We start from the raw sequence: 23067 nt of genomic DNA, 5'->3' as shown, positions 1-23067 counted from the left end.
TGGCTTTGATGTAAAATTAAAAACGCTGTTATTGAGTGCTCAGTAACAGCGTTTTTTTGTTGATGAAATATAGAGAATAACCATGCATATCACCGCAAAGTGCTATCAAGATGAATCGTTTTCTGGTGCTGACTTATCAGAAGCGATATTTGAGAATTGTCAATTCTATCGCTGTGATTTTTCTCGGGCTAATTTGGTTGAAGCAAGTTTCATTGATTGCAGCTTTATTGAAGCTGGCGCAGAAGATGGTGTGAATTTCTCTTATGCCAAACTAAAGGATGCCAGTTTTAAAAATTGTAATTTATCTTTAGCTAACTTTCGTCATGCGCAGTGTTTTGGCATTGAAATGCGAGAATCAAACTTGCAAGGGGCGGACTTTCAGTATGCGTCGTTTTCTAATTACATCACCCAAAATACCTTCTTTAGCTCGGCATATATTACGGGCTGTAACTTACGCTATAGCAATTTTGAAGATGTAAAGCTGGAGCAATGCGAGCTGTTTGAAAACCGTTGGAATGGGGCAAACCTATTAGCCACATCTTTGAAAGGCGCTGATCTTAGCCGAGGTGAGTTTTCTTCCGAGCATTGGCAGCAATGCATGTTTGAAGGAGCAGATCTTTGTCATGTAGATTTGGAAGGGGTTGATATTCGACGAGTGAATCTACAAGGAGTGAAAATTTGTGATTGGCAACAAGAGCAGCTATTAAGTCAGCTAGGCATTATTGTTTTATAGCTTGATTTCCTCACTTCTTGAAAAGCCACTTGTCAGTACTTTAGCACTGACAAGTAGCAATAATCGTTTATTACCATTCGCCTTGGTTTTGCATTGATGCCCAAGGCTCTTGCGCTTCAAGTGCGTCACCTTTTTGTAGCAGTTCAATGGAAATACCGTCAGGGGAGCGAACAAACGCCATGTGTCCATCACGTGGTGGGCGATTGATTACAACCCCGTTATCTTGCAGATGCGCACATAACTCGTAAATGTTCTCAACCGCAAATGCTAAGTGACCAAAGTTACGACCGCCAGTGTACTCTTCAGGATCCCAATTGTAAGTCAGTTCAAGTAACGGTGATTTTGTCTCTTTTGCTGCTTCTGCTTGGCTTGGTGCGGCAAGGAACACAAGGGTAAAGCGTCCACGCTCACTTTCTTTACGGTTAACTTCAACTAATCCTAACTTATTACAGTAAAAGTCCAGTGATGCATCTAGGTCGCTCACGCGGATCATTGTGTGTAAGTATTCCATGTTTCTTTCCTAAATTTGATGTAAAAAATCCCCGTTGTTTAATCCTAAGCATAAAGCAATTACAGGATAAAACGAACGGGGAGTTCTCTAATTTATTTTGAATTTAGACGGTTAGCTTATGCTGTTACCGCTTGTTGGTATTTTCTGTGACGACGTAGGTGGATCGTACAACATGCAAGGAACCATAGTGCACTCACACCAATACCAGCGATAGTTGACGACATGATACCCATTGTTAGGTAACCCAATAGCGCACCGAATGCCACAGTAATAGCATAAGGAAGCTGAGTCATTACGTGATCCATGTGATGGCTACCAGCACCTGTTGCAGACAGAATACTTGTACTTGAAATTGGAGAGCTGTGATCGCCAAATACAGAGCCAGCAAGTACCGCAGAAAGCATAGGCATTAGTAGGTGAGCATCACTTGCTACCGCCATATCACCTGCTAGTGGCAACATGATACCGAACGTACCCCAACTTGTACCTGTTGCGAAAGACATCGCACAAGATAGAACGAAGACTAATGCAGGTAGTAGTTCAGTAGGGAAGCCACCTTTGGTTAATGACGCTAGGTACAGACCTGTTTTCATGTCACTTACTACGGTACCGATCGTCCATGCGAACATTAGGATAACGATAGCTGGCATCATTGCTTGAACACCTTGTGGTGCAGCGGTTAGCCATGTTTTTAGTGATAGCTTCAAACGAAGTGCTAATACCATTGAAACGGCAAGGCTACATAGTGAAGCGTTAACCAGCGACGAACCAAGATCGGTATGCTCAAGGGCTTTAATTAGGCTAAATCCTTCACCGCGAGCGGCTAGAACGTCAGCACCGCTGATCACCATAAAGATAACACTTGATACCGTTAGCGTTAGAATTGGCAGAACCATGTCGATCATTGTGCCTTTGCCTGAAGATTCTGTTGTGATCTCTAAGCCTTTTGGATGACCTTTAGATTCGTCCCATAGCTTGCCTTCTTCTGCCCACGCTTCGTGTTGACGCATAGGGCCAATGTTTAGTTGGAAGAAGATAACCACGATAACCATCAGAAGTGTGAATACCGCGTATAGGTTCATTGGGATCATTTGAACGAACAATGAAATCGCACTGATATCAGTAATATGGTTCGTTGCTAAGATACCGCCAAGGATCGCAATAATGTATGCGCCCCAAGATGAAATAGGTGTAATGACACAAACAGGTGCTGCGGTTGAGTCCAGTAGGTAAGCCAGTTTCGCACGTGAAATGTTGAAACGGTCAGTCACAGGACGACAAATAGGACCTACAGACAAGCTGTGGAAGAAGTCATCAATAAAGAAAGCAAAAACCATTAAGCCCGTTAGCATGTTTGCACTACGGCGATCTTTACAACGACGGTAACCCCATTCAGCAAATGCGCGGGTTGCACCTGTTGCTGTCATTAGGCTGATCAAACCGCCTAGTAACAACATGAAGATAATCATATTCACGTTGCCGCTATTTACTGCACCGTCAGACCAAATAAGGCCAACAACTTGGTGAACAATGTATTTCAGCGCAGATAACGGGTTGTAATCATTAAGAAGGATTGCGCCAGCAACAATGCCAAGACCAAGCGATAGCAATACGCGACGGGTAGCAATAGCTAAAATAACAGCTAGTAATGCAGGGACAACTGATAAAATGGAATCAGAATATTGAACTAGATTCATGGATCTCTTAAACACCTATATTAGGTGGAGATCTACCGAAAGGATAGAGAAACAGATTTCTGTAGAAAATATACTTCTGCATATCCCTTAGGGTAGCGCTCCATAGACTACGTAAACTATGGCAGTTCTGCACTTATTTAATGCAGACCCAGCCACTGTTGATGACACAACAATGACTTCGGCGCCGACTCCTTTCCCCAGACTTCTTAGGTGTCACCCTCCATCTGGATACTAATAGGCAGCGCGCCTCTACTCAAAGGATTGAAATTTGATGATACTTATAAATTTTACAGAGGCAATATAAAGCAGTGAAAAATTGCATAAAAATTGTAAAAATTATTACTGTTGATGGAATGTTAAGCAGATAATGAAACTGTACACTGTTTAGATATCCGCTTATTCCGTTAAACTATTTGGCTCGTTAGCTTCTGGTGGTGTCATGCTGTGAATATTTCCAGCGTAACCACCTTCAACTAATGCCTTACGCACATCTGAAACTTCTTGCGGGGTAACGGGCACGGTACGATCACCTAATTTCGCACGCACAAAGCTGATCAGTTTTGCCAAGTTGGCATCACTGATCACCGAGTTAAAGCTACTCATAGGCATGAAATTGGTGTCTTGTTCCATAAAGTTTGGCAATAAACCACGAATGGTAACAGCAATGGTATCGTAAGGATCACTGTGCATAATTATCCCGTTGTTAAGCAGTGTAGGGGCGATACCTTTTCGGCCTTTACCGTCTTTACCATGGCATGCGCCACAGGTTTGAACATATACGCCATACAGTTTGGCTTCGTTTTCAGGATCGTTGCTGCTTAACGGCTTTAGCTCAACGGTTTGGATATCAACATTGGCGGGAACGAGATCGCCAAATCCTGGTGGATTAAGCTGAGGAACCGAGCTATTTAACTCGTTATATTTATCACCGGTGATCAAGTATTCCGCAATGGCAGCGACGTCTTGTTCGGTTAAGAATCGAGTACTGTTTTGTACTACTTCCGCCATACCACCAAATGCGGTTCCTTTATCGGAATGACCCGTTTTTAAAAAGTCTGTTAATGTTTTTACATCCCAACGGTCTTGATATAGCTCTGTTGCAGTAATATCAGGGGCTTTCCAACCATCAATTAAATTACCTTGAAATAGCTCTTTTTCGATCAAAGCTTGCGCTACGTTGCGTGGAGTGTGACATTCCGAACAGTGACCTAATCCCATGGTGAGGTATTTACCACGCTTCCATTGTTCGGTCATATCATCGGGATATTCAAGTGGTGCAGTGTTTAAGAAGGCAATATTCCAACCTAATAGCCCCAAACGAATGTTACTTGGGAACATCATTTTATTTTCTTTATTACGGGTATTTACAAAGTTAAGCGATTGCATATACGCCCATAACGCTTGAGTATCTTCATCGGTGACATATTGATAAGACGAGTAAGGCATTGCAGGGTACAAATAACCGTGTTTCCCTTTACCTTTATGCAGTGCGTCGTAAAACTCTTCATAAGTGTAGTCACCAATACCATAGGTAGGGTGAGCTGAAATATTGGTTGAATAAAGCGTACCAAACGGAGTTAAGAAACCTAAACCACCACCGAAAGGTTCACCACCTTCACCTGTATGACAAGCAATACAATCACCTGCGTAAGCTAGATATTGCCCTTTACTAACCATGTCTTGATTGAGCTCTGCTAACTTATTTTTTTGCTCGTTACCTTGGTGACGAATATAAGCACCAAGCGCTTGAATTTCATCATTAGTGAGTTGGTTTTCAAAAGCGGGCATGACGTTATTTAAGCCATAGGTCACGGTGGCGTTTATGCCTTCAATACTGCCGTCATGAAGCCAAATATTATCGGTAAGGTTAGGTGCGCCTAATGCTTGATTACCTTTCGCATCACTGCCATGACAAGCGGTACAGTTAGCATCAAATATCGCTTTACCAAGCTCAAGATTGACCGCTGGCTCCGCGATAATGCGATTTTTTTCAAGTGAAGCAACATATGAAGAGACATGCTCAATTTCTTCTTCAGTCAGAATATCTTTCCAACCCGCCATAACACCATTACGACCTTGAACAATGGAGTGATGTATCGCTTCGTCACTGCCACCATACAGCCAAACTGTATCGCTTAAGTTAGGGAAATGCAGTTGCCCTTGAGCTTGATTTAAATGACAAGCTGCACAATGGGTTTGAAATAAAGCGCGACCAGCACTGACGATTTCAGGGGATTGACTCAAATCTTCATAACTTGAGTTCTCGTCACCCACTTGAGCTATTTGGGCTTGGAGTGAAGTAGGGGCTGTTGATTCTGCTTCGTTGGTGGATTGCCATTTCATCAACCCTTGCCAATTTCCCATACCGGGATAAAGCACCAAGAACACCGCAGCGATAATAAACGCGGCAAGATAAGACAACAGCAACAGACTGGGAACAGCGGCATCGTTTTCATCAATGCCATCAAAGCTATCAACAGTACGGTTAGCGTTGGCGGAGTGGTTCTTTTTCCAATACACCACAACCACAGCAATCATAAACGCTAAAAAGATCAGCGTTAAGATAATGACCCAACTACTCCAAAAAGCACTCATGGGCATACTCCTTGATCTTGTCCCAAACTTTGCAAGTAGGCGATTAATGCTTGTGCTTTGGTTTTACCTTTCACCTCTAATCTCGCTTGGCGAATTTCTTTATCACTGTATGGCACACCCAATGTACGTAGGGCTGTGAGTTTGGCTTCAATGTCTTCGCCATCTAATACTTGCTCAAATAGCCACGGATAAGAGGGCATGATCGATGTTGGAACAACATCACGAGGATTACGCAAATGAATAATGTGCCATTGATCTGAATATTTACGCCCAAGATTGGTTAAATCAGGCCCTGTTCGTTTTGAGCCCCAAAGATTGGGATGCTCGTATATATCATCACTCTCACGGTTGTATCTGCCATAGCGTTTCACTTCAGCATTTAATGGGCGAACCATCATCGAATGGCAAGTATGGCAACCTTCACTGATATAAATATCACGTCCAGCCACTTGCAATGCAGTTAACGGTTTGGCTGTCGATTCTGCGATTAATCTGTCTTGATAGAAAAAGGCAGGTAGCACCCAGACAAGGAAAGAAAATGCCGCAACAATCGCTGTTGACGCAATTAAAATCACCACAGATGAAGTAAAGTCTTTATTAATCATGCGCTTCTACCTTTTCTGAAGTGGCGTCAGCGTTATTATTGGTTTTCGTTTTTGGCTGTTTCATCGTGCGGTAAAGGTTATAGATCATCAATACCACGCCAAGTACAAACAGCGCACCGCCAATAAAGCGAACTAACATCCAAGGGGCGCTAAAGTTCATGGCCTCGACAAAGCTATAACTGAGTGAACCATTTGGCTCTTCTTTAAGCCACATATAGCCTTGTCCAATACCTGCAATCCATAGAGCAACGGCATATAACACAATCCCAATATGGGCTAGCCAGAAATGCCATTTCACCAAACGGTTAGACCACAATTGTTCATGACCAAACAGGCGAGGAATAAAGTAATAGAAGGTCGCAATGGCAGACATACCTACCCAGCCCAGTGCGCCAGAATGCACATGACCAACCACCCAATCGGTATTATGGGCGATCATATTAAACCAGCGAATGGCTAATAATGGCCCTTCAAAAGTGGCAAGGGCGTAATAGATAATGGCAGAGAAGAAGAACCACATAATGTAGTCATGTTTGAGTTTTTGCTTATTGTTAAGCAAGGTCATGATGCTATTAAATGCGCCACCCCAAGACGGTAGCCACAGAATAAGTGACATCACAATACCGAGGTTTTGCAGCCAATCAGGTACTGATGAATAAATTAAATGGTGTGTACCTGCCCAAGTGTAAAACCCGACTAAACCCCAAAAGTGAATCACAGATAAACGGTAAGAATAAATAGGGCGTTCTGAGATTTTCGGAATGAAATAGTAATTCATCCCAATGATCCCAGCGGTGAGTAAAAAGCCTACTGCGTTATGACCCCACCACCATTGCACAATTGCATCTTCAGCCCCTGAATAAATGGAGTATGATTTCCACATGGTGACAGGTAATTCGAGATTATTAGCGATAAAAATCATCGCAATCACAATAATAAACGCACCATAAAACCAATTGGCAACAAAGATATGATGTACCGAACGTTTAGCAATTGTCATAAAGAAAACAATGGCATACATCACCCAAGTGATAGCAATAAGAATATCGATCGGCCATTCAAGCTCGGCATATTCTTTCGAGGTAGTAAAGCCCATTGGCAAGGTGATAACTGCGAGAATTAAGATGAATTGCCAGAGCCAAAATACCAGCCAAGCAATCGTCATATTATAAAGTCGCTGCTTACAGGTGCGTTGAACAATATAAAAAGATGTTCCCATCAAGAGGTTAACCACAAAGCCAAAAATCACCCCATTGGTATGCAAAGGGCGAAGACGACCAAATTGGAAATACTCAGAGTCTAAATTCAAGGCAGGCCAATACAGTTGTGCCGCTAAAATCACCCCGATTAACATGCCAATTAGCGCCCAAATAACACTGGCAACCATAAAGTATTGAACGATTTTATAGTTGTACCGAGTATCCATCGTCATAACCTTAGCAATGATGCAGTTTGTTTTTATTGTTCATGATTTTCTGTTTTTACGTGGCTGAAGTAATACGCAAGATCCCTCATATCTTGATCACTTAAATGTTTCGCATAGCCCTGCATTAATATCGCTAACCCATCAATACGTTGGTTTTGTTTATAGGCTTTAAGGGCGGCGATCAGGTATTGCTGCTTTTGCCCTTGTAGATTGGGGTAAGTTTCTGTGGCGGAAATACCATCAACACCGTGACAGGTCACACACACCAAGGCTTTCTGTTTGCCAATTTCAAACTGTTGTTCTGGTGTCATTTCATCGGCAACAGCAAAAAGGGGAGTTGCGAGTAAAACGATCAGTAAGCATCGCTTAATAGATAGGATCAAAGACATGCACATCTCCCTTTCAAACACTATTTATAGAACTAGCAATACAAATACACAGTTTTAAAGATAGCTGTTTTTAGCTTTGGTCAATGTCAGATTTTAGATTCAGTGCTGAGAAATAAGAAAAGAGAGGGCAGAGCAGGCCGGTGAAATAGGAAAGAAATCACCAATGAGTAACAAGAAAAACAAAAGCCAGCAGGAGATAGCTGGCTTTAGGAGAGGGATTAATTTGCAGCTTCAAAAGCCAACGCTTTCTTTTCTACCAAGCGGAAGAGGATAGAAAGTATCGCATTCACCGTTAAGTACATTGCCCCAGCAATCGCAAACACCGTTAACGTGTCGTAGGTTTGGGCATTGATACGTTGAGCATAACCCATGATATCCATAATCGTAATGGTGCTGGCAAGAGATGTACCTTTAAACACCAAGATCACTTCATTGGAATAAGCAGGTACTGCACGACGAATCGCAAATGGTAACAAGGTGCTTAGGGTAGTTTTTGTTTCCATCCCTAGAGCACGGCAGGCTTGCCATTGTCCTTTTGGAATAGCGTCAAATGCACCTTTAAACAATTGGGTACTGTAAGCGGCAGTATTTAAAGCCAGTGCTAACATGGCACAGAACCATGGCTGACTTAACCAATTCCATAAGAAACTCTCACGGATCACATCAAACTGTCCTGGGCCGTAGTAGATCAAAAAGATCTGAACTAACAAAGGTGTACCCGTAAATAGAGTAATAATGCCACGGCTGATCCAATGTAAAACAGAGGTTCTTAAAATCAGCGTCATTGTCATTAATAGTGCAAGCGTACAGCCCACCAGTAATGACACAAAAGTTAATTGTAAGCTAGTGGCAAGACCATCCATCAATTGCCAGAAGTGTTGTTCATTCATGCCATTGCTCCTTCAACCACAGGCGGCTTTGAATTACTTGCGCCATCTTGAGCACTGTATTTCGCATCAATAATCTTAATGATCTTCTGCGTGATCAAGGTGATCACCAAATACACCCCAGCAGCCGTTGCGTACCATGTAAAACTTTCATGGGTTGCGGCAGAGGTTAATTGCGCTTGCTTTAATAGATCTGTGACACCAATCAATGACACCAATGCTGTATCTTTTAATAGCACCAACCATTGGTTCGTTAACCCCGGTAGGGCATGACGCACTGCTTGCGGCACAATAATGGCGAAAAACGTTCTGCTCTTACTGATCCCTAATGCGCTTGCTGCTTCACGTTGACCTTTGGGTACAGCACGGATTGCACCACGAATGGTTTGTGCTGCGTATGATGCAAAGATCAAAGAAAGTGCGATAACACCGGATAAAAACGGGCTGATCTCGACATAATCACCCGTGATATAAAACAAGATCTGACCTGAACCAAAAAAGATAAACAACACAATAAGAAGTTCAGGTAAGCCTCTTAACACCGTTACTAAAGCCGTTGTCGGCCATGCCACAAGGCGAAATCGAGACATCTCACCGCCAGCAAAAAGCATCGCTAACACTAATCCAACAACTAAACTGGTAAAAGCTAGCTGGACAGTCATCCAGCTTGCTTCTAACAGGGAAAGTGAATATCCCGATAACATCATAATTTACTTACCAAAGTACTTATCAAAAATTACTTGGTATTGACCGTCTTGCTTAATTTTCGCAAGTGCAGTGTTCAACTGCTTAAGTAACTCTTGATTGTTTTTATTCACTGCAATACCAAAACCATTACCGAAGTATTTAGGGTTTGTTACAGGCTTGCCTACATACGCTAGGTTGTCGTCTTTTTTCAGCCACTCAGCAACCACTGCTGTGTCACCGAATACCGCATCAATACGGCCATTTTGCATATCAATGAAGGCATCTTGGTAGCTGTTATAAGGCACAGTTGTCACGTCAGCCATTTGATCTGTTAGGTAGCTTTGGTGAGTTGAACCATTTTGTACGCCAACACGCTTGCCTTTAAGGGCATCGACATCAGCAAGTTTGCCTTTGATAGCAATAAAGCCAGCAGCGTTATCGTAATAAGGTTGGCTAAAGCTCACTTGTTGCTGACGAGCTTCAGTAATATCCATGGCTGAAATCGCCGCATCGTATCGCTTGAATTTAAGAGCAGGGATCAGACTATCGAAAGATTGATTATGAAAAGTACAAGTCGCATCCAGCTCTTTACACAGCGCATTGGCAACGTCGACATCAAAGCCTTGAATTTGATTGTTCTCATCCATGTACTCGAAAGGAGCGTAAGTTGCTTCCATTGCGAACTTGATCTCTTGTGCCATTGCTTGTGAAGAAACCAAACCGATAATCGTAGCTAATAAAATTTTGTTCATCGCGATACTCCATGCGTCTTAAACGAACGTATAAAAGGGGATATAACGTTAAGTTTTAACTAGTGTTTTAAATAATCTGCGAACTGAGGTGTTTGAGGGTTACTAAATGCCTCGTTACTGCCGTGTTCAACAATTTTTCCGTTTTCCATGTAAAGCACATGGCTGGCGATTTTCTTGGCAAAATCCACTTCGTGGGTAACCACAACTTGAGTAATGCCAGTACCGCTTAAAGTTTTAATGATTTGCACAATCTGGCTTGTGATCTCAGGATCAAGTGCCGCAGTTGGCTCATCAAACAATAAAACTTCAGGTTTCATCATCAACGCACGGGCAATTGCCACACGCTGTTGTTGACCACCAGACAGTTGCAAAGGCCATGCATCGGCTTTATCTGCTAACTGCAATTTCGCTAAATGCGTCATTGCTTCCTGTTTGGCTTGCTCTTTATCTATACCTAGCACTTTTACAGGTGCTTCAATTAAGTTTTCCAGCACCGTTTTATGCGGCCATAAATTGTATTGCTGGAATACCATGCCAACTTTACGACGCAGTTTTAATCCGTCTTTTTCAGCCACTGCCTTTTTAAAATTAAAGTAAGTTTCAGCGATACTCAGTTCACCTGCCGAGGCATCTTCTAACAGGTTTAATACCCGTAGCAGCGAGCTTTTACCTGCACCACTTGGGCCAAGTAAAACCAAGGTTTCGCCTTTATGACAATCAAAGGTCACATCATGTAGCACCTGATGGTTGCCGTAGAATTTATTAATGTTTTTTACTTGAATACCCATGCGATTATTCTGCATTTATTCTCACTTGGTTTTATATTACCCAAGTTGTTCTGCTATGCAATAAAAAAGTAAAAAATTTTTAATTTGTTAAATGATTGTTTAATTAATCGCCGTTTGTTGGTTTTATATCCTATTGAGATAGCGAAACTAAACTGGTGAATTAGGAATGTTAAATAGCTCTAGTGGAATATTTACATTTGTGCAAAAAATTTAGATTTGAGAGTAAATGGAGTTGTGGGTAATTATTCAAATGAAAAAGGGGCGGTTTTGAGCGGTGAGAGAGAACTGTTATTGGTATGAAGTGTTATCAATTACGAGCTTAACTAAGCCGTCTTTATAATTGGGTATCAAGTGAATTCTATCTACAATTATCACTACTCAGGCGCGTACTTATGTACCATCACACAGCAAGTAATTAAGAATGATAAGATCAACGTTATTTGCCACAAACCATCCTCATAAAATGACATTTGGTTATCTGACCAAACACGCAAGCCGATATTGAATAGCTCACCTTTGATGCCAAGAACAAGTACCGTTGCTAGGTAATATTTAACGAAGTCTGTTAGCAAAATTTTAAAGTAAGACAGGTACGTATTTAGCATTAGCAAGTCCTTAATTGCATGATAGTTCAATGTACTAATTAGGATTCTTGTTAGATGCAATGGCAGGCTAGTGATTCTTTGTATTCATCACCAGTTTTATTCTGAAGTGTCATGATGCGGATAATGTTTTGCGAGCTGGTTCAAATATCATAGCGAGAAAACAAAAAGGGGAGCTGATAGTCAGCTCCCCTTAGCATTTATATTACGTACCGCAATGGATTACGCTGTTTGAAGTTCAGCGTCTTGTGCTTCTTCTTTACGTGCTTTAACCACTAGAGAGAAACCAAATAGTGCGATAAAGCCTGTAATGAACATGCCAGTTGTTACTGTTAGCAGACCGTGTGCAGCGAATGCTGAAACTAGACCACTTGCCGCAAAACATACCATGGTTTGCATGAAGTTAAGTAGGCCAGCAGCGGTTGCGCTACAGTTTTTAAAGTCAGACAGTGCTGCGCTAATTACAATCGGGTAAATTGCACCGTTCGCCACTGCTAGGAAGCAGAATGGGATCAGGATAGGCCAGATTGTTGTTACTGTGGTTGTTACCGAGATAACGAACATGACTGCTACGCTGGTGAAGAATAGCGCCAAGATCCAAGGTAGAAGCTGCTTACCAGAGTAACGGTTAAGTAGCGTACGACAACCGTAACCACCTACGATGAATGCAACGGTTTGTGGTGCGTAGCTTAAACCGATGTCTGCACCTGAGTAACCCATTGCTGACATAACAAATGGTGAACCTGTTAGGTAAGCAAAGAATGCCGCAGAACATGCTGCGAAAATTACCATGTTACCCCAGAACTTTTTAGAGCGCAGGATTTGGCTGTAGTCTTTACGTAGCTGAACTGTCACGCTTTCTTGTTGTTGATCTAATGCTGCGCTTTCTTTTTCTTTCAGCGTTAGCATGGCAAGTACAACACCAAATGCTACAAGTGCGATGAAGATGCTGCGCCAGCCAAGGTTATGCTCTAACAATGCGCCAAGTAATGGTGCTAATGCAGGCGATAATGCAACTAAAGGCATGATGGTTGCGAATACACGCTCAGATGTTTTGCCTTCGTAACGGTCAACAACCACCGCTTGCCAAATCACTGTTGCACTACATGCACCTAATGCTTGAGCAAAACGCGCAAGTAGGAACACTTCGATGTTAGGTGCAAATGAACATGCGATAGAAGCCACGCTGAATAGGGCGATACCACCAACTAAAACTTTGATACGACCAATGCGATCAGACAGTGGACCGTAAACCAGTTGGCCTAATGCCATACCCAGTAAGAAAACACTCAACGATAGGCCGATAAGAGATTGTGATGTAGCAAAGTCGGCACGGATTGTTTCAAACGCAGGTAAATACATATCTGTAGCTAAAAAGCCCAGCATACTTAGACATGCGAACCAGAATAGGGTGATTTTTGATGGTTTAGCGAGTTCTTTTTTCATTTTTATAATAACTATATCTATAAGACATAGTGATAGTGTAATGCTGGTTTTCATTGCTGTGAAACGCTAATATTTCAACATTGCTTTCAAAAAATTTGATTTGATATGTTTTCATACAATGATCTCCAAGTTATCGACGTTGTCGCCCGTCGTGGCAGCTTTTCAGCGGCAGCGGAAGAATTGCACAAAGTGCCGAGTGCGATAAGTTATACAGTTCGGTTAATAGAAGAGCGATTAGCTGTCGAATTATTTGTTCGATTACACAGGCAGGTGAAATTAACGCCAGCAGGTGAGTATTTTGTTGAAGAAGCACGCAAGCTGATCAAACAAATGGATACCATCAAATACCAAACTCAACGGGTTGCCAATGGCTGGTCGGAAAATGTCTCGGTGGCACTTGATACTGTGGTTCGCCAAAGTCGAGTGAATACCTTAGTGCGTGATTTCTATCTGCATTTTCCAGATGTGGAGCTGCACTTAACCATGGAAGTGTTTAATGGCGTATGGGATGCTTTAGCCGATGGTCGTGCTGATATCGCCATTGGTGCAACGGCGGCAGTGCCGATTGGTGGTAGCTTTGATTATCGTGATATGGGCGTTTTAACGTGGAAGTTTGTGGTTGCGCCTGAGCATCCATTAGCAGCGGTTGATCATCCTATTGAGCCTCATGAATTAGCGCAATATCCTGCAATTTGCTTAGAAGATACTTCACGTACTTTGCCAAAACGTACCACTTGGCTGATGGATAACCAACGTCGCATTATGGTGCCGAGTTGGTACAGTGCTTTTCAATGTTTAGAAGCCGGATTGGGGATCACTGTTGTGCCTAGCCATATGGCTATCAGTAAAATTGAATCAGGCAAGCTGGTTGAAAAGGAATTGGCAATAAAGCCCTCTATGAGCCCGTGTTGTTTAGCGTGGAATACGGAAAGTATGAGCCCTGCGGTAAGTTGGTTATTGGACTATTTAGGTGATAGTGAGCAGCTTCACCATGAATGGATGCGTTAGATGTTTCTAAAAGTGTTTTAAAAAATTTGCCCCATCATCTGACGGGGCAAAGGGTATTCTACTTATTAAATTTGCGATTAATGACCGTAACGCTTTTGCCATTCGAGCTCAATCGCTGTTAGCCATGTTGGGTTTGGCTCAGCAATAGCAGGGTAGAGCTTAAATGATTGGCTTTTATATGGCTCTGGCAAGGCTTTAAATGCTTGTGGTTTTAATATGGTTGGATCGCCCCATATTTTTGTATCTGCCTTGCGAGCTTGTGCTTCTGGGCTCATTAAAAAGTTAATCGCCACTAATGCGCCTTCTTTTGCTGTTGCATTCCAAGGGATCGCTAAAAAGTGAACATTCGTTAATGCACCAGCTTTAAAAGCATAAGTCTTGGCGGTGTCAGTTAAGTTGCCGTTTTCAATGGCTGCTAGAGCGGCATTAGGGTTAAAAGTGATCGCTAATAAAAGCTGTTGATCATCTAATAACTGAACCGTTTCTGCTGTACCTGCTGGGAATTGTTTACCACCACGCCATGCGACTTTATTAAGCTGATCTAAATAATGCCAAAGTGGTGCGGTGACTTTATCAAATAAGGCTTTTTCAGCGGGTAACGATAAGGGTTGGTATAACGCTTGTTTATCGGTTGTGAGTTCAAGCAATGCTGCTTTTAAAAAGCTACTGCCATGAAACTCTGGCGGACGAGGGTAGCTAATTTTCCCCGGGTTTTGCTGTGCTAATGCCAATAGTTGTTTAAAACTTTGTGGTGGATTTTTTAACTTAGTGGTGTCGTAAATGAACACCAGTTGTCCCACTCCCCAAGGTGCTTCATAACCGTCGGTTGGAACGGTGAAATCTTTATCTATCGGTAATGAGGTATCAACGTATTTCCAGTTAGGTAAACGTTGAGTAAACGGACCATACAACAGGTGATGTTGTTTCATAGAGCGGAAATTTTCACCGTTGATCCAAACCATATCAACGCTACCGTCTTTGTTTTTATTGGCGGCTTTTTCTGCCAGTAAACGCTGTGTGGTTTCTGCAATGTCAGTGACTTTCACTTGCTTTAACGTGACACCGTATTGTTGTTGCAGCTGTTTATCTGCCCATTTTAGGTATTCATTGATCTCTTGGCTGCCACCCCAAGCATTGAAGTAAACGGTTTGACCTTTGGCTTTATCAAGCACTTGTTGCCATGATGCTTGTGCTAGCGAAGGTGTTGACGTTGTTTGCTCTGGTATTTCAGCATACGCAGCAGTGGAGAGTACAAGCGATAACGCAATGCCTTGCGACAGTGCTTTTAAATAGGGCATGTTGCACTGTGGCATCTTAAATAGTGATTTCATTCATCTTCCTTTGCTGCTTGTTGTTTTCGTTATTGTTATGCGCTTTGTAAGGCTATTTACGCATCCATTGATGGTAACGCTGCACTAAGGATAATAGCTTTTGTGGTGCGTTGTGTTGTTTCCACACTCCAGCGGTATATTTCGCAGCTTCACTCATGGTCGGGTAAGGATGGATCGTCGATAAGATCTTGTTTAGTCCTAATTTGTGACGCATTGCTAACGTAAATTCTGCCAATAGTTCACCACCATGATGACCAACAATAGTGACGCCTAAGATCTTGTCGCTATTTGGCGGTGTCAGCACCTTGATGAAACCTTCATTGTTGTTGTCGGTGATTGCACGATCTAAATCCGCAATATCATAAGTATAGATTTTATATTCAATACCTTGGGCTTGCGCTTCTTTTTCGTTTAATCCCACTCGTGCTAACTCTGGCGAGGTGTAGGTAACGGCTGGCAATACCGAGTAGTCGGTTTTAAATTTTTTAATGGCACCAAATAAGCTGTTAACTGACGCATACCATGCTTGATGTGCTGCGGCATGGGTCAGTTGGAAAGGACCAGCCACATCACCAACCGCATAAATATTTGGGTACTGGGTTTGCAGATAGTCATTAACCTTGATGGTTCCTTGTGGTGTCGTTTCAATGTTTAACGTCTCTAAACCGAAACCTTGGGTATTGGCAACACGACCAAGGGCGACAATGACTTGATCAAATTCCACTTCGACTGATTGGTTATTCGCAAGATCATCTAACTGCGCAAGATGATATTCATTATTGGATGCTTTAAAGCTCACCGCTTTGTGCTGAAGCAATACCTTCACACCTTCATCAGTGAGTTTATTGCGAATAACACAAGCCGCATCGTTATCTTCACGATTGAGTAATTGCTCAGCCATTTCAACCAAGGTAACAGACGTACCTAAACGATTGAACGCTTGTGCTAATTCGCAACCAATAGGACCACCGCCAAGAATAAGCAGTTTTTTCGGCTGTTGTTCTAGTTGCCATAAGGTGTCGGAAGTGAGCGGATCAACATCTTTTAACCCTGTAATGTTTGGTAATAGCGGCGAAGCACCTGTAGCAATAATGATGTTACGTGTCGTGATGATCGTATCGTTCACTTTCACTTGCCAAGGGGAAATGATAGTGGCATCACCTTGAATACAGTTCACGCCTAGCTTGGTGTATCGCTCAATAGAGTCATGCGGTTCGATATCGGCAATAACGTGATGTACTCGCTGCATAACGGCTTTGAAATCGATAGCTTCAATGTTGGCGTTAATGCCTAACTGTTTCGCTTGTTGGATTTCATGAGCACTGTGGGCGGCACGAATTAAGGCTTTAGAGGGTACACAACCAGTATTTAAGCAATCGCCACCCATTTTATGGCGTTCAATCAAGGTCACTTCAGCTTTCACTGCGGCAGCAATATATGAGCTAACCAAACCGCCAGCACCTGCACCAATGACGACTAGGTTTTGATCAAATGAGTGAGGTTTTTGAAAGTCTTGGTAAACCTTTTGGCGTTTTACAGCGTTGACAATGAACTTGGCAATCAGAGGAAACGTGCCGAGTAGAGCTAACGATAGCAATACTGGGGTAGAAACAATTCCACGCAGTGATTCAATATTACTGAGTTGAGTACCAGCATTAATGAAAATAGCCGTAGCAGGTAACATGCCTAACTGGCTTATTAGATAAAAGGTACGCGTTTTAATGGGAGTTAAACCCATCAATAGGTTGATCAGGAAAAACGGAAACACAGGGATCAAGCGCAGCGTTAGGAGATAAAATTCGCCTTCTTTCTCGATCCCTTGGTTAATGGTTTTTAAGCGATAGCCAAAACGCTGTTGTACCCAGTCACGTAGAATAAATCGGCTTGAGAGAAATGCTAAGGTTGCACCAATAGTGCTGGCAAATGAGACAATGATCAGGCTAGGCCAGAAACCAAAAATAGCGGCTGCTAGCAAGGTTAAAATGGCGGCACCCGGTAAGGATAAGGCAGTCGCTAGAACGTAAATAGCAAAGTACGACACATAAGCCACGATTGGCTGGCTTTGAATTTTCGTTTGTAGGGCAGATTGCTCCTGCTTGATAAAATCAAGCGTGAGGTATTGCCCGAGATCGAAATGGATCCAGCTTGCAATCAGGCTAACAATCACGATGAGTAAAGCGAGCTTTTTCTTATCCATGTCTCTCACCTTATTTGTTTTGCTGAGTATCAGCTTGTGATTTGTCTTGCTCTTGGTTAGCCGCAACATCATTGGGTTTAATTGGCAGAGTACAGAAGCCTTGCTCTGGCACGTCCAAAGCGGTGTTAAATTTAGCGGATAGGTTTTGGAAACTGACTAATGCGGTGATCTCTATGATGTCATCGCTGCTGTACCACTGCTGGAGCGCATTAAGCATCTCATCAGTAACACGTTGCCCTGTAATGGTCATGGCTTCCGTGTAGGCAAGCACAGCGCGTTCTTGCTCCGTAAATAAATCAGAGTGTTGCCAATTCGCCAATGCTTTGATTTTTTCTTCAGAATCACAACGCTCTGCCAACTTCATACCGTTAGCATCAACACAGAATGCACAGTCATTGAGTTGTGACACACGAACACAGATCAGCGAGCGTATCACAGCTTGGATAGGGGATTTTTTGCGATCGAGAAAACCGAAAAATCCTGCGACTAACCAAAACAGTACAGGTTTGCGGCCCCAAAGCTTAGCTGGGTTTAGCACTTGCCCATAATGTCGAGCTTGGAGCCATAGCAAGGGTTTTACCCAGAGAGAGTCGATTTTCTTGATTGAGATACGCACAGCCATTCCTTAAAACAGATACCTAAAAAGCGAGTTGCTAGGGTATACATGTAGACCTTAACTGTATGTATTGTATTTCATTTACTAAGAATTATGGCTTTTTCGCCAATCAGTTGGCGAAAATAAAACCAATGGTGAAGAAAATAAAAGGCGAGGAGGATATTGTAAATAGCGATAAATGTGATGCGAGATTAATAAAGCGTTAAATATTTGACGTTATAAAAAACAAAATTAAATATTTATGTTTTAGCATTGATATAAAACAAGAAGTTATTAATTACTTCTAGGTGCGTTATTTTGCTAGTTCTTATTATGAGCTTTATGTATTAAAAGATATAAAATAGAGTAGTCTGGTTAGGTATTATTCTAAATATATATTTAGTAGGTATACTTAGAAATAAAAGAATGAACATCTTTTATTTCTAAGTTAAATAGAATTGTCGAAGTAGATTTATTAAGAAAGGGCTGATAATAATTCGTTTCGACGTTGCTCAGGAATAACAGACCAATGTTGACCACTTATTGCACCTTCTAGCGCCCATAGTAATTCAAGACTAAGTGGACTGTTTTGCGCTTTTTGTAGCGCTTGGTATGCACCTAAAGCACCAGCAGCTTGAAGTTGTTCGATAGTCTCTATGCCTGCTTTTTTAAGCATTCTTTCGTTTGATAACCGTAGGTTTGGTAAGTCCTTTATACGGTCAGGTACGCAACTCTCCTTTTCTTGCTTGTCTTTTTCTGCTGCATCCAATGAATACCGACCTTGCGCAACGATCTTTTCAGGTTCGTCCCACCAATTATCAGGTATTGCGTAGTGCTTGGTTACAACAGGGAAGCCACGTTTCTTATAAACGTAAGGCTCAAGACCTGCTTTTTTGAATTCCTTTTCGGTTTCAGCGTTTGCGCGTAAATGAAGTTTATCATTTACAACTAATGCAAACATTGTATCACCAGCAAAAATGCCAAAACCGCCAAACATCGACCGTGATTTCACAGATCCAAAATGGTCAAATAATTTTAATGAATCTTTTAATATTGGTTTATCCATGCTTCTACTCGGTGAAATAAATATGAGTGTCACCTAAACATCAAGAGCGAGGAATTAGATTAATCAATCTTCATAATAGGCTTGTCAATATATTGTTAAAATAATCGTCATTATATTGGCGAGACTAATTATAATCCTTCGGTAACCCCGCTACCGTGAATTAATAATAATTGTTAGGCCGGAGGTTTTGCGTCTTAATCTTTCAATTAATTTGCCTGTTCGTGACTATATAAAGTTATATTAAATATTAGTTTTAATATTAAATCCAAGTCCTCAAAAATGTGATACTGCTTCAGGTAATTGTTCTTATCTTGTGGTGAGCATAAATCTTTTTTAAAAAAGTAAAAAAAAGCCAACAAGTTAAACTTATCGGCTTTTTCATGACTTACCAAGGTCAATCTTGTTAGTTGAGATCTTTAACAGACTTTCTCGCAACAAGCTCAGGCGTCATTTCAAAAGTTTGACGAGCGTGATTCTTGTCTTTAACACGATCTAGCAAAATTTCCACCGCTGTTTTACCTAAACGACGCTTAGGCTGGTGGATGGTCGTTAGCGGTGGAGCAAAGTACGGTGCAAGGTCAATGTTATCGTAACCAATGATAGAGATATCATCAGGAATACGTAGACCTGCTTGCTGGAATGTACTGATCATTGCCATTGCCATGATATCGTTGAAACAGAAGATAGCAGTAGGGCGATCTTTCATTGCGATAAATTTCTTCGCTGCTTCTACAGCAGATTCACATTCGAAGTCACCTTCAAGTAGCCAATCTTCATTAACGCTTAAGTCCGCTTCTGCCATAGCTTTACGGAAACCTTTTAGGCGCTCATGACAAGTAGACTTATCAGCTTGACCAGATAGACAGCCAATTTTCTTATGGCCGTTATCGATGAAGTGTTTAGTCGCAATGTAGCCACCATCTTCAGCGTTATCTTGAATGTTGTCAGTGTGAGGACGTTCTGGACCCCAGTCCATGATAACCATTGGAAGATCGTTCTGACGCTCTAGTAGTTCAAGTAGCTTCTGATCAAGATCGCTACACATTACTAGTAAGCCATCAACACGCTTTTCTGCCAGCATGCGTAGGTAGTCACGTTGCTTTTCAAGATTACCTTCTGTGTTACATAGGATCAGGGTATAGCCTGCGCCGTAACAGTATTCTTCAACGCCATGTACAACTTCAGCAAAGAATGGGTTAGTTGATTTTGTTACCAACATACCAATGGTACGAGTTGTATTACATTTTAAGCTTCGCGCTACAGCACTTGGTGCGTAGTTAAGCTCGTCTACCGCAGCCAGCACTTTTTTCTGTGTTGCTTCTGCAACAAAGCGTGTTTTATTGATCACGTGTGACACAGTTGTGGTTGATACACCTGCCATACGTGCAACGTCTTTAATGGTTGCCATATTTATTCTTCTAATTATGGTCAGATAGAGATCTGACAAAAGGTTGTGGTACCCAATTGATTAATTACGTAGTAGATGGCTAGTTGAGAGACTAGTAGATATGAAATTCTTTAATTATTAACTACTTAATTATTCAATTTGGCACCGTTTTTATAGAGTACCGCTCTTAAACAACTAAAGCCGCAATAAATGCGGCATTAGTGTATCGAAATTTTTATTACAACTTTTACATGTGTAATCGCTTGCGCTCACATTTTACTGTGTGTTTTGCGTTGTGCAATCTTTCTGTTCATCTTGAGTGAAATTATTGATGATAAAGTATAAAAATGTAGGTCGTTGTCACGCTTAATCCGATTTTTATCGCATTTTTACAGTATTAATAACTGATTGGTTATTAAAGAATAGGATGATTCGCTGACAAAATATAAGGGTAGTTTTCTTTAGGGTGGGTATGCACCGTAACAGGCCAACCATACAGCGATTCTACAACTTCTGCCGTGAGCACTTGTGACGGTGTTCCATCCGCTTTTATTTGCCCATCTTTTAGGAAAATCATCCGATCTGTGTATTGCGCTGCAAGGTTTAAATCATGTAATACCACAATAACCGCAGCGCCTTGCATTGCCATGTTCTTGGCGATTTGTAAGGTGTGATGCTGATGTGCCAAATCAAGAGCTGAGGTTGGTTCATCTAGCATCAAAATACAATGTTCACCAGCTTGGCTTAATTGGGTTAATACCCGAGCGAAATGGATCCGTTGTTTTTCGCCGCCAGAAAGTGTCGGGTAAAGCCTATTTGCAAGGTTTTTGACATCTACATAATCCATTGTCATTTTGGTTACTGATTTGAGCTGTGGTGAAGTCAGCTGTAACGGAATTGCACCTAACTCCACCACTTCTTTTGCTGTGAATGCAAAAGAAAGGGCACTGTGTTGCGGCAGTATGCCTAAATGTTTAGCCAGTGTAGCTCTGTCCCATGATGACAGTGGTTGCCCGAAAAAAGAGACCTCGCCAGATTCAGGTGTCACTTCGCCACAGAGCACTTTTAATAAGGTACTTTTACCTGCGCCATTGGGGCCTAAAAGGGCGGTGACCTCGCCTGAATGAATATCTAAATTCAGATCATCTAATAAGACTTTATTGCCGTAACGGAGTTTGAGATTTCTAGCTTGAATAACGCTGTTTGTATTTAGAGAAGCGTTATTTTGAGAACTGTTTTCTTTCGAACTAAGTAAATCAATATCAATGGCAGTTGCTGTCATGAAATGTGCCTCTTTTGAGCGCTAAGTAAATAGATAAAGAAAGGCGCACCTAAAATAGCGGTGATAATGCCAACGGGTAATTCTTGTGGTGAAAAAGCACTACGGGCGATCATATCTGCAACTAATAAAATTAAACCGCCTAATAGAGCTGAAATGGGCAATAAGGTTTTATGATTTGGACCTGTTAGCATACGTCCGACATGAGGGATGACTAAACCGATAAATCCGATAGGGCCACAAATCGACACGGTAATACCGACACCTGCCGCACAGACAATAATAAGATTACGCTTTAAGTGCTGAGTATTGACGCCCATGTGCCGGGCTTCTGCTTCACCTAATAGGAACGCATTCAAGTTATTACAATGGCGATAACAGTAGTTAAACAGTAACGCTAAAGTACAGTAGGCAAGAAGGATCCCAGACCACGTAGCACCAGCCAGTGAGCCCATTGACCACAGTGATAAATCACGCAGTGCCTCATCATCAGCAATATAGTTAAGTAAGCCTAATCCTGCCGCTGAAATTGCGGTAATCGCAACCCCAGCTAATAGCATGATCATCACTGATGTGCCGTTTTTATCTGTGCCTAAGCGGTAAACCATGACAGTGCTAATTGCACCGCCAATAAACGCAAACACAGGCACAATGGCAAAGTTAAGTAACTGTGGGAAAGTGTTAGTAAGTGGGGCAAATAACACAATGGCTAATGCTGCACCTAATCCGGCACCGCCTGTAATACCAATAATCCCGGGATCGGCAAGAGGATTACGAAATAGCCCTTGCAGTACGCTGCCGCAAATCGCCAAAATTGCACCAATGGCAAAGCAGAGTAGGGTGCGAGGTAGACGTATTTGATGGATCACTAAGCTGACATGTTGCGCCAGTTGATGATCACCAGGTATCAGCGCAAGTAGACTTTGTTTATAACTGATTGCCATTGGGCCAATCACAATAGAAGAAAGCCCTGCTAACACCAGTAAGCCAATGCTTAAAATATAAATATGTTGGGCTGAAAATCGTTTTGCGTACATGAAAAAACAACCTTAAAACATGAGGCACTAATCGAATATGACGTTATTT

General features: G+C 41.9%; 21 protein-coding genes and 2 riboswitches. Of the genes, 2 read left to right on the top strand and 19 right to left on the bottom strand.

Annotated features, from left to right (window positions below):
• Positions 1-82 precede the first annotated feature (82 nt).
• The gene (locus Q7657_RS17475) at positions 83-733 is read left to right on the top strand and encodes a Qnr family pentapeptide repeat protein (RefSeq protein ID WP_107166559.1); all 651 of its coding nucleotides are present in this window, start codon (positions 83-85) and stop codon (positions 731-733) included.
• Positions 734-803: 70 nt separating this feature from the next.
• Here Q7657_RS17475 and Q7657_RS17470 read toward each other — a convergent pair whose 3' ends face one another.
• From Q7657_RS17470 to punC, 12 genes are all read right to left on the bottom strand, one after another.
• Positions 804-1244, bottom strand: coding sequence for a VOC family protein (locus tag Q7657_RS17470; RefSeq protein ID WP_060988206.1), 441 nt, complete (start codon positions 1242-1244; stop codon positions 804-806).
• A 116-nt stretch (positions 1245-1360) separates the two neighbouring features.
• Complete coding sequence (locus Q7657_RS17465) at positions 1361-2941, bottom strand: Na+/H+ antiporter NhaC family protein (protein ID WP_107166558.1); 1581 nt, start codon at positions 2939-2941, stop codon at positions 1361-1363.
• Between the two features lie 85 nt (positions 2942-3026).
• A riboswitch (Lysine riboswitch) is annotated at positions 3027-3201 on the bottom strand.
• A gap of 136 nt (positions 3202-3337) precedes the next feature.
• Positions 3338-5536 (bottom strand): cytochrome-c oxidase, cbb3-type subunit III, encoded by a 2199-nt coding sequence (gene ccoP / locus Q7657_RS17460; RefSeq protein WP_107166557.1) that lies wholly within the window; start codon positions 5534-5536, stop codon positions 3338-3340.
• Entirely contained in the window at positions 5533-6141 is a 609-nt protein-coding gene (ccoO, locus tag Q7657_RS17455; RefSeq protein WP_107166556.1) for a cytochrome-c oxidase, cbb3-type subunit II, read from the bottom strand. The genes ccoP and ccoO overlap by 4 nt, the downstream gene beginning before the upstream one ends.
• A complete protein-coding gene (gene ccoN / locus Q7657_RS17450) occupies positions 6134-7567 on the bottom strand; it encodes a cytochrome-c oxidase, cbb3-type subunit I (RefSeq protein WP_107166555.1) in 1434 nt (477 codons plus the stop codon). Before ccoN ends, ccoO begins: the two co-directional genes overlap by 8 nt.
• A 32-nt stretch (positions 7568-7599) precedes the next feature.
• Entirely contained in the window at positions 7600-7956 is a 357-nt protein-coding gene (locus Q7657_RS17445; protein WP_107166554.1) for a c-type cytochrome, read from the bottom strand.
• A 218-nt stretch (positions 7957-8174) separates the two neighbouring features.
• The gene (gene artM, locus Q7657_RS17440) at positions 8175-8846 is read right to left on the bottom strand and encodes an arginine ABC transporter permease ArtM (protein ID WP_107166553.1); all 672 of its coding nucleotides are present in this window, start codon (positions 8844-8846) and stop codon (positions 8175-8177) included.
• The gene (gene artQ, locus Q7657_RS17435; RefSeq protein ID WP_107166552.1) at positions 8843-9550 is read right to left on the bottom strand and encodes an arginine ABC transporter permease ArtQ; all 708 of its coding nucleotides are present in this window, start codon (positions 9548-9550) and stop codon (positions 8843-8845) included. The genes artM and artQ overlap by 4 nt, the downstream gene beginning before the upstream one ends.
• A gap of 3 nt (positions 9551-9553) precedes the next feature.
• Entirely contained in the window at positions 9554-10282 is a 729-nt protein-coding gene (locus tag Q7657_RS17430) for an arginine ABC transporter substrate-binding protein (RefSeq protein WP_107166551.1), read from the bottom strand.
• A gap of 59 nt (positions 10283-10341) precedes the next feature.
• A complete protein-coding gene (gene artP / locus Q7657_RS17425) occupies positions 10342-11070 on the bottom strand; it encodes an arginine ABC transporter ATP-binding protein ArtP (RefSeq protein ID WP_008987257.1) in 729 nt (242 codons plus the stop codon).
• Between the two features lie 374 nt (positions 11071-11444).
• Entirely contained in the window at positions 11445-11675 is a 231-nt protein-coding gene (locus tag Q7657_RS17420; RefSeq protein ID WP_053989567.1) for a hypothetical protein, read from the bottom strand.
• 219 nt (positions 11676-11894) lie between these two features.
• Complete coding sequence (gene punC / locus Q7657_RS17415; protein ID WP_107166550.1) at positions 11895-13118, bottom strand: purine nucleoside transporter PunC; 1224 nt, start codon at positions 13116-13118, stop codon at positions 11895-11897.
• 105 nt (positions 13119-13223) lie between these two features.
• Between punC and punR the strand changes: the two genes are divergently transcribed.
• Positions 13224-14126 (top strand): DNA-binding transcriptional activator PunR, encoded by a 903-nt coding sequence (gene punR / locus Q7657_RS17410; RefSeq protein ID WP_107166549.1) that lies wholly within the window; start codon positions 13224-13226, stop codon positions 14124-14126.
• 77 nt (positions 14127-14203) lie between these two features.
• Here punR and Q7657_RS17405 read toward each other — a convergent pair whose 3' ends face one another.
• The 7 genes from Q7657_RS17405 to Q7657_RS17375 all read right to left on the bottom strand — a co-directional run bounded on the left by Q7657_RS17405 (position 14204) and on the right by Q7657_RS17375 (position 23018).
• Entirely contained in the window at positions 14204-15424 is a 1221-nt protein-coding gene (locus Q7657_RS17405) for an ABC transporter substrate-binding protein (RefSeq protein WP_498827402.1), read from the bottom strand.
• 85 nt (positions 15425-15509) lie between these two features.
• Entirely contained in the window at positions 15510-17654 is a 2145-nt protein-coding gene (lpdA, locus tag Q7657_RS17400; RefSeq protein WP_107166548.1) for a dihydrolipoyl dehydrogenase, read from the bottom strand.
• A 10-nt stretch (positions 17655-17664) separates the two neighbouring features.
• Positions 17665-18270, bottom strand: coding sequence for a carboxymuconolactone decarboxylase family protein (locus Q7657_RS17395; protein ID WP_107166547.1), 606 nt, complete (start codon positions 18268-18270; stop codon positions 17665-17667).
• A gap of 454 nt (positions 18271-18724) precedes the next feature.
• Complete coding sequence (locus tag Q7657_RS17390; RefSeq protein ID WP_107166546.1) at positions 18725-19315, bottom strand: TfoX/Sxy family DNA transformation protein; 591 nt, start codon at positions 19313-19315, stop codon at positions 18725-18727.
• Between the two features lie 137 nt (positions 19316-19452).
• Positions 19453-19541: riboswitch (cyclic di-GMP riboswitch) on the bottom strand.
• 177 nt (positions 19542-19718) lie between these two features.
• On the bottom strand, positions 19719-20723 hold the full coding sequence (gene purR, locus Q7657_RS17385; protein WP_053989573.1) for an HTH-type transcriptional repressor PurR: 1005 nt from the start codon (positions 20721-20723) through the stop codon (positions 19719-19721).
• Between the two features lie 394 nt (positions 20724-21117).
• Positions 21118-21984, bottom strand: a complete 867-nt coding sequence (locus Q7657_RS17380) for a heme ABC transporter ATP-binding protein (protein ID WP_498827371.1) — start codon at positions 21982-21984, stop codon at positions 21118-21120.
• Positions 21981-23018, bottom strand: a complete 1038-nt coding sequence (locus Q7657_RS17375; RefSeq protein WP_107166545.1) for a FecCD family ABC transporter permease — start codon at positions 23016-23018, stop codon at positions 21981-21983. The genes Q7657_RS17380 and Q7657_RS17375 overlap by 4 nt, the downstream gene beginning before the upstream one ends.
• Between the last annotated feature and the right edge of the window lie 49 nt (positions 23019-23067).

This window comes from Candidatus Photobacterium acropomis, assembly GCF_030685555.1.
GTDB lineage: Bacteria > Pseudomonadota > Gammaproteobacteria > Enterobacterales > Vibrionaceae > Photobacterium > Photobacterium lucens.
This window is presented reverse-complemented; position numbering and strand designations above follow the sequence as displayed.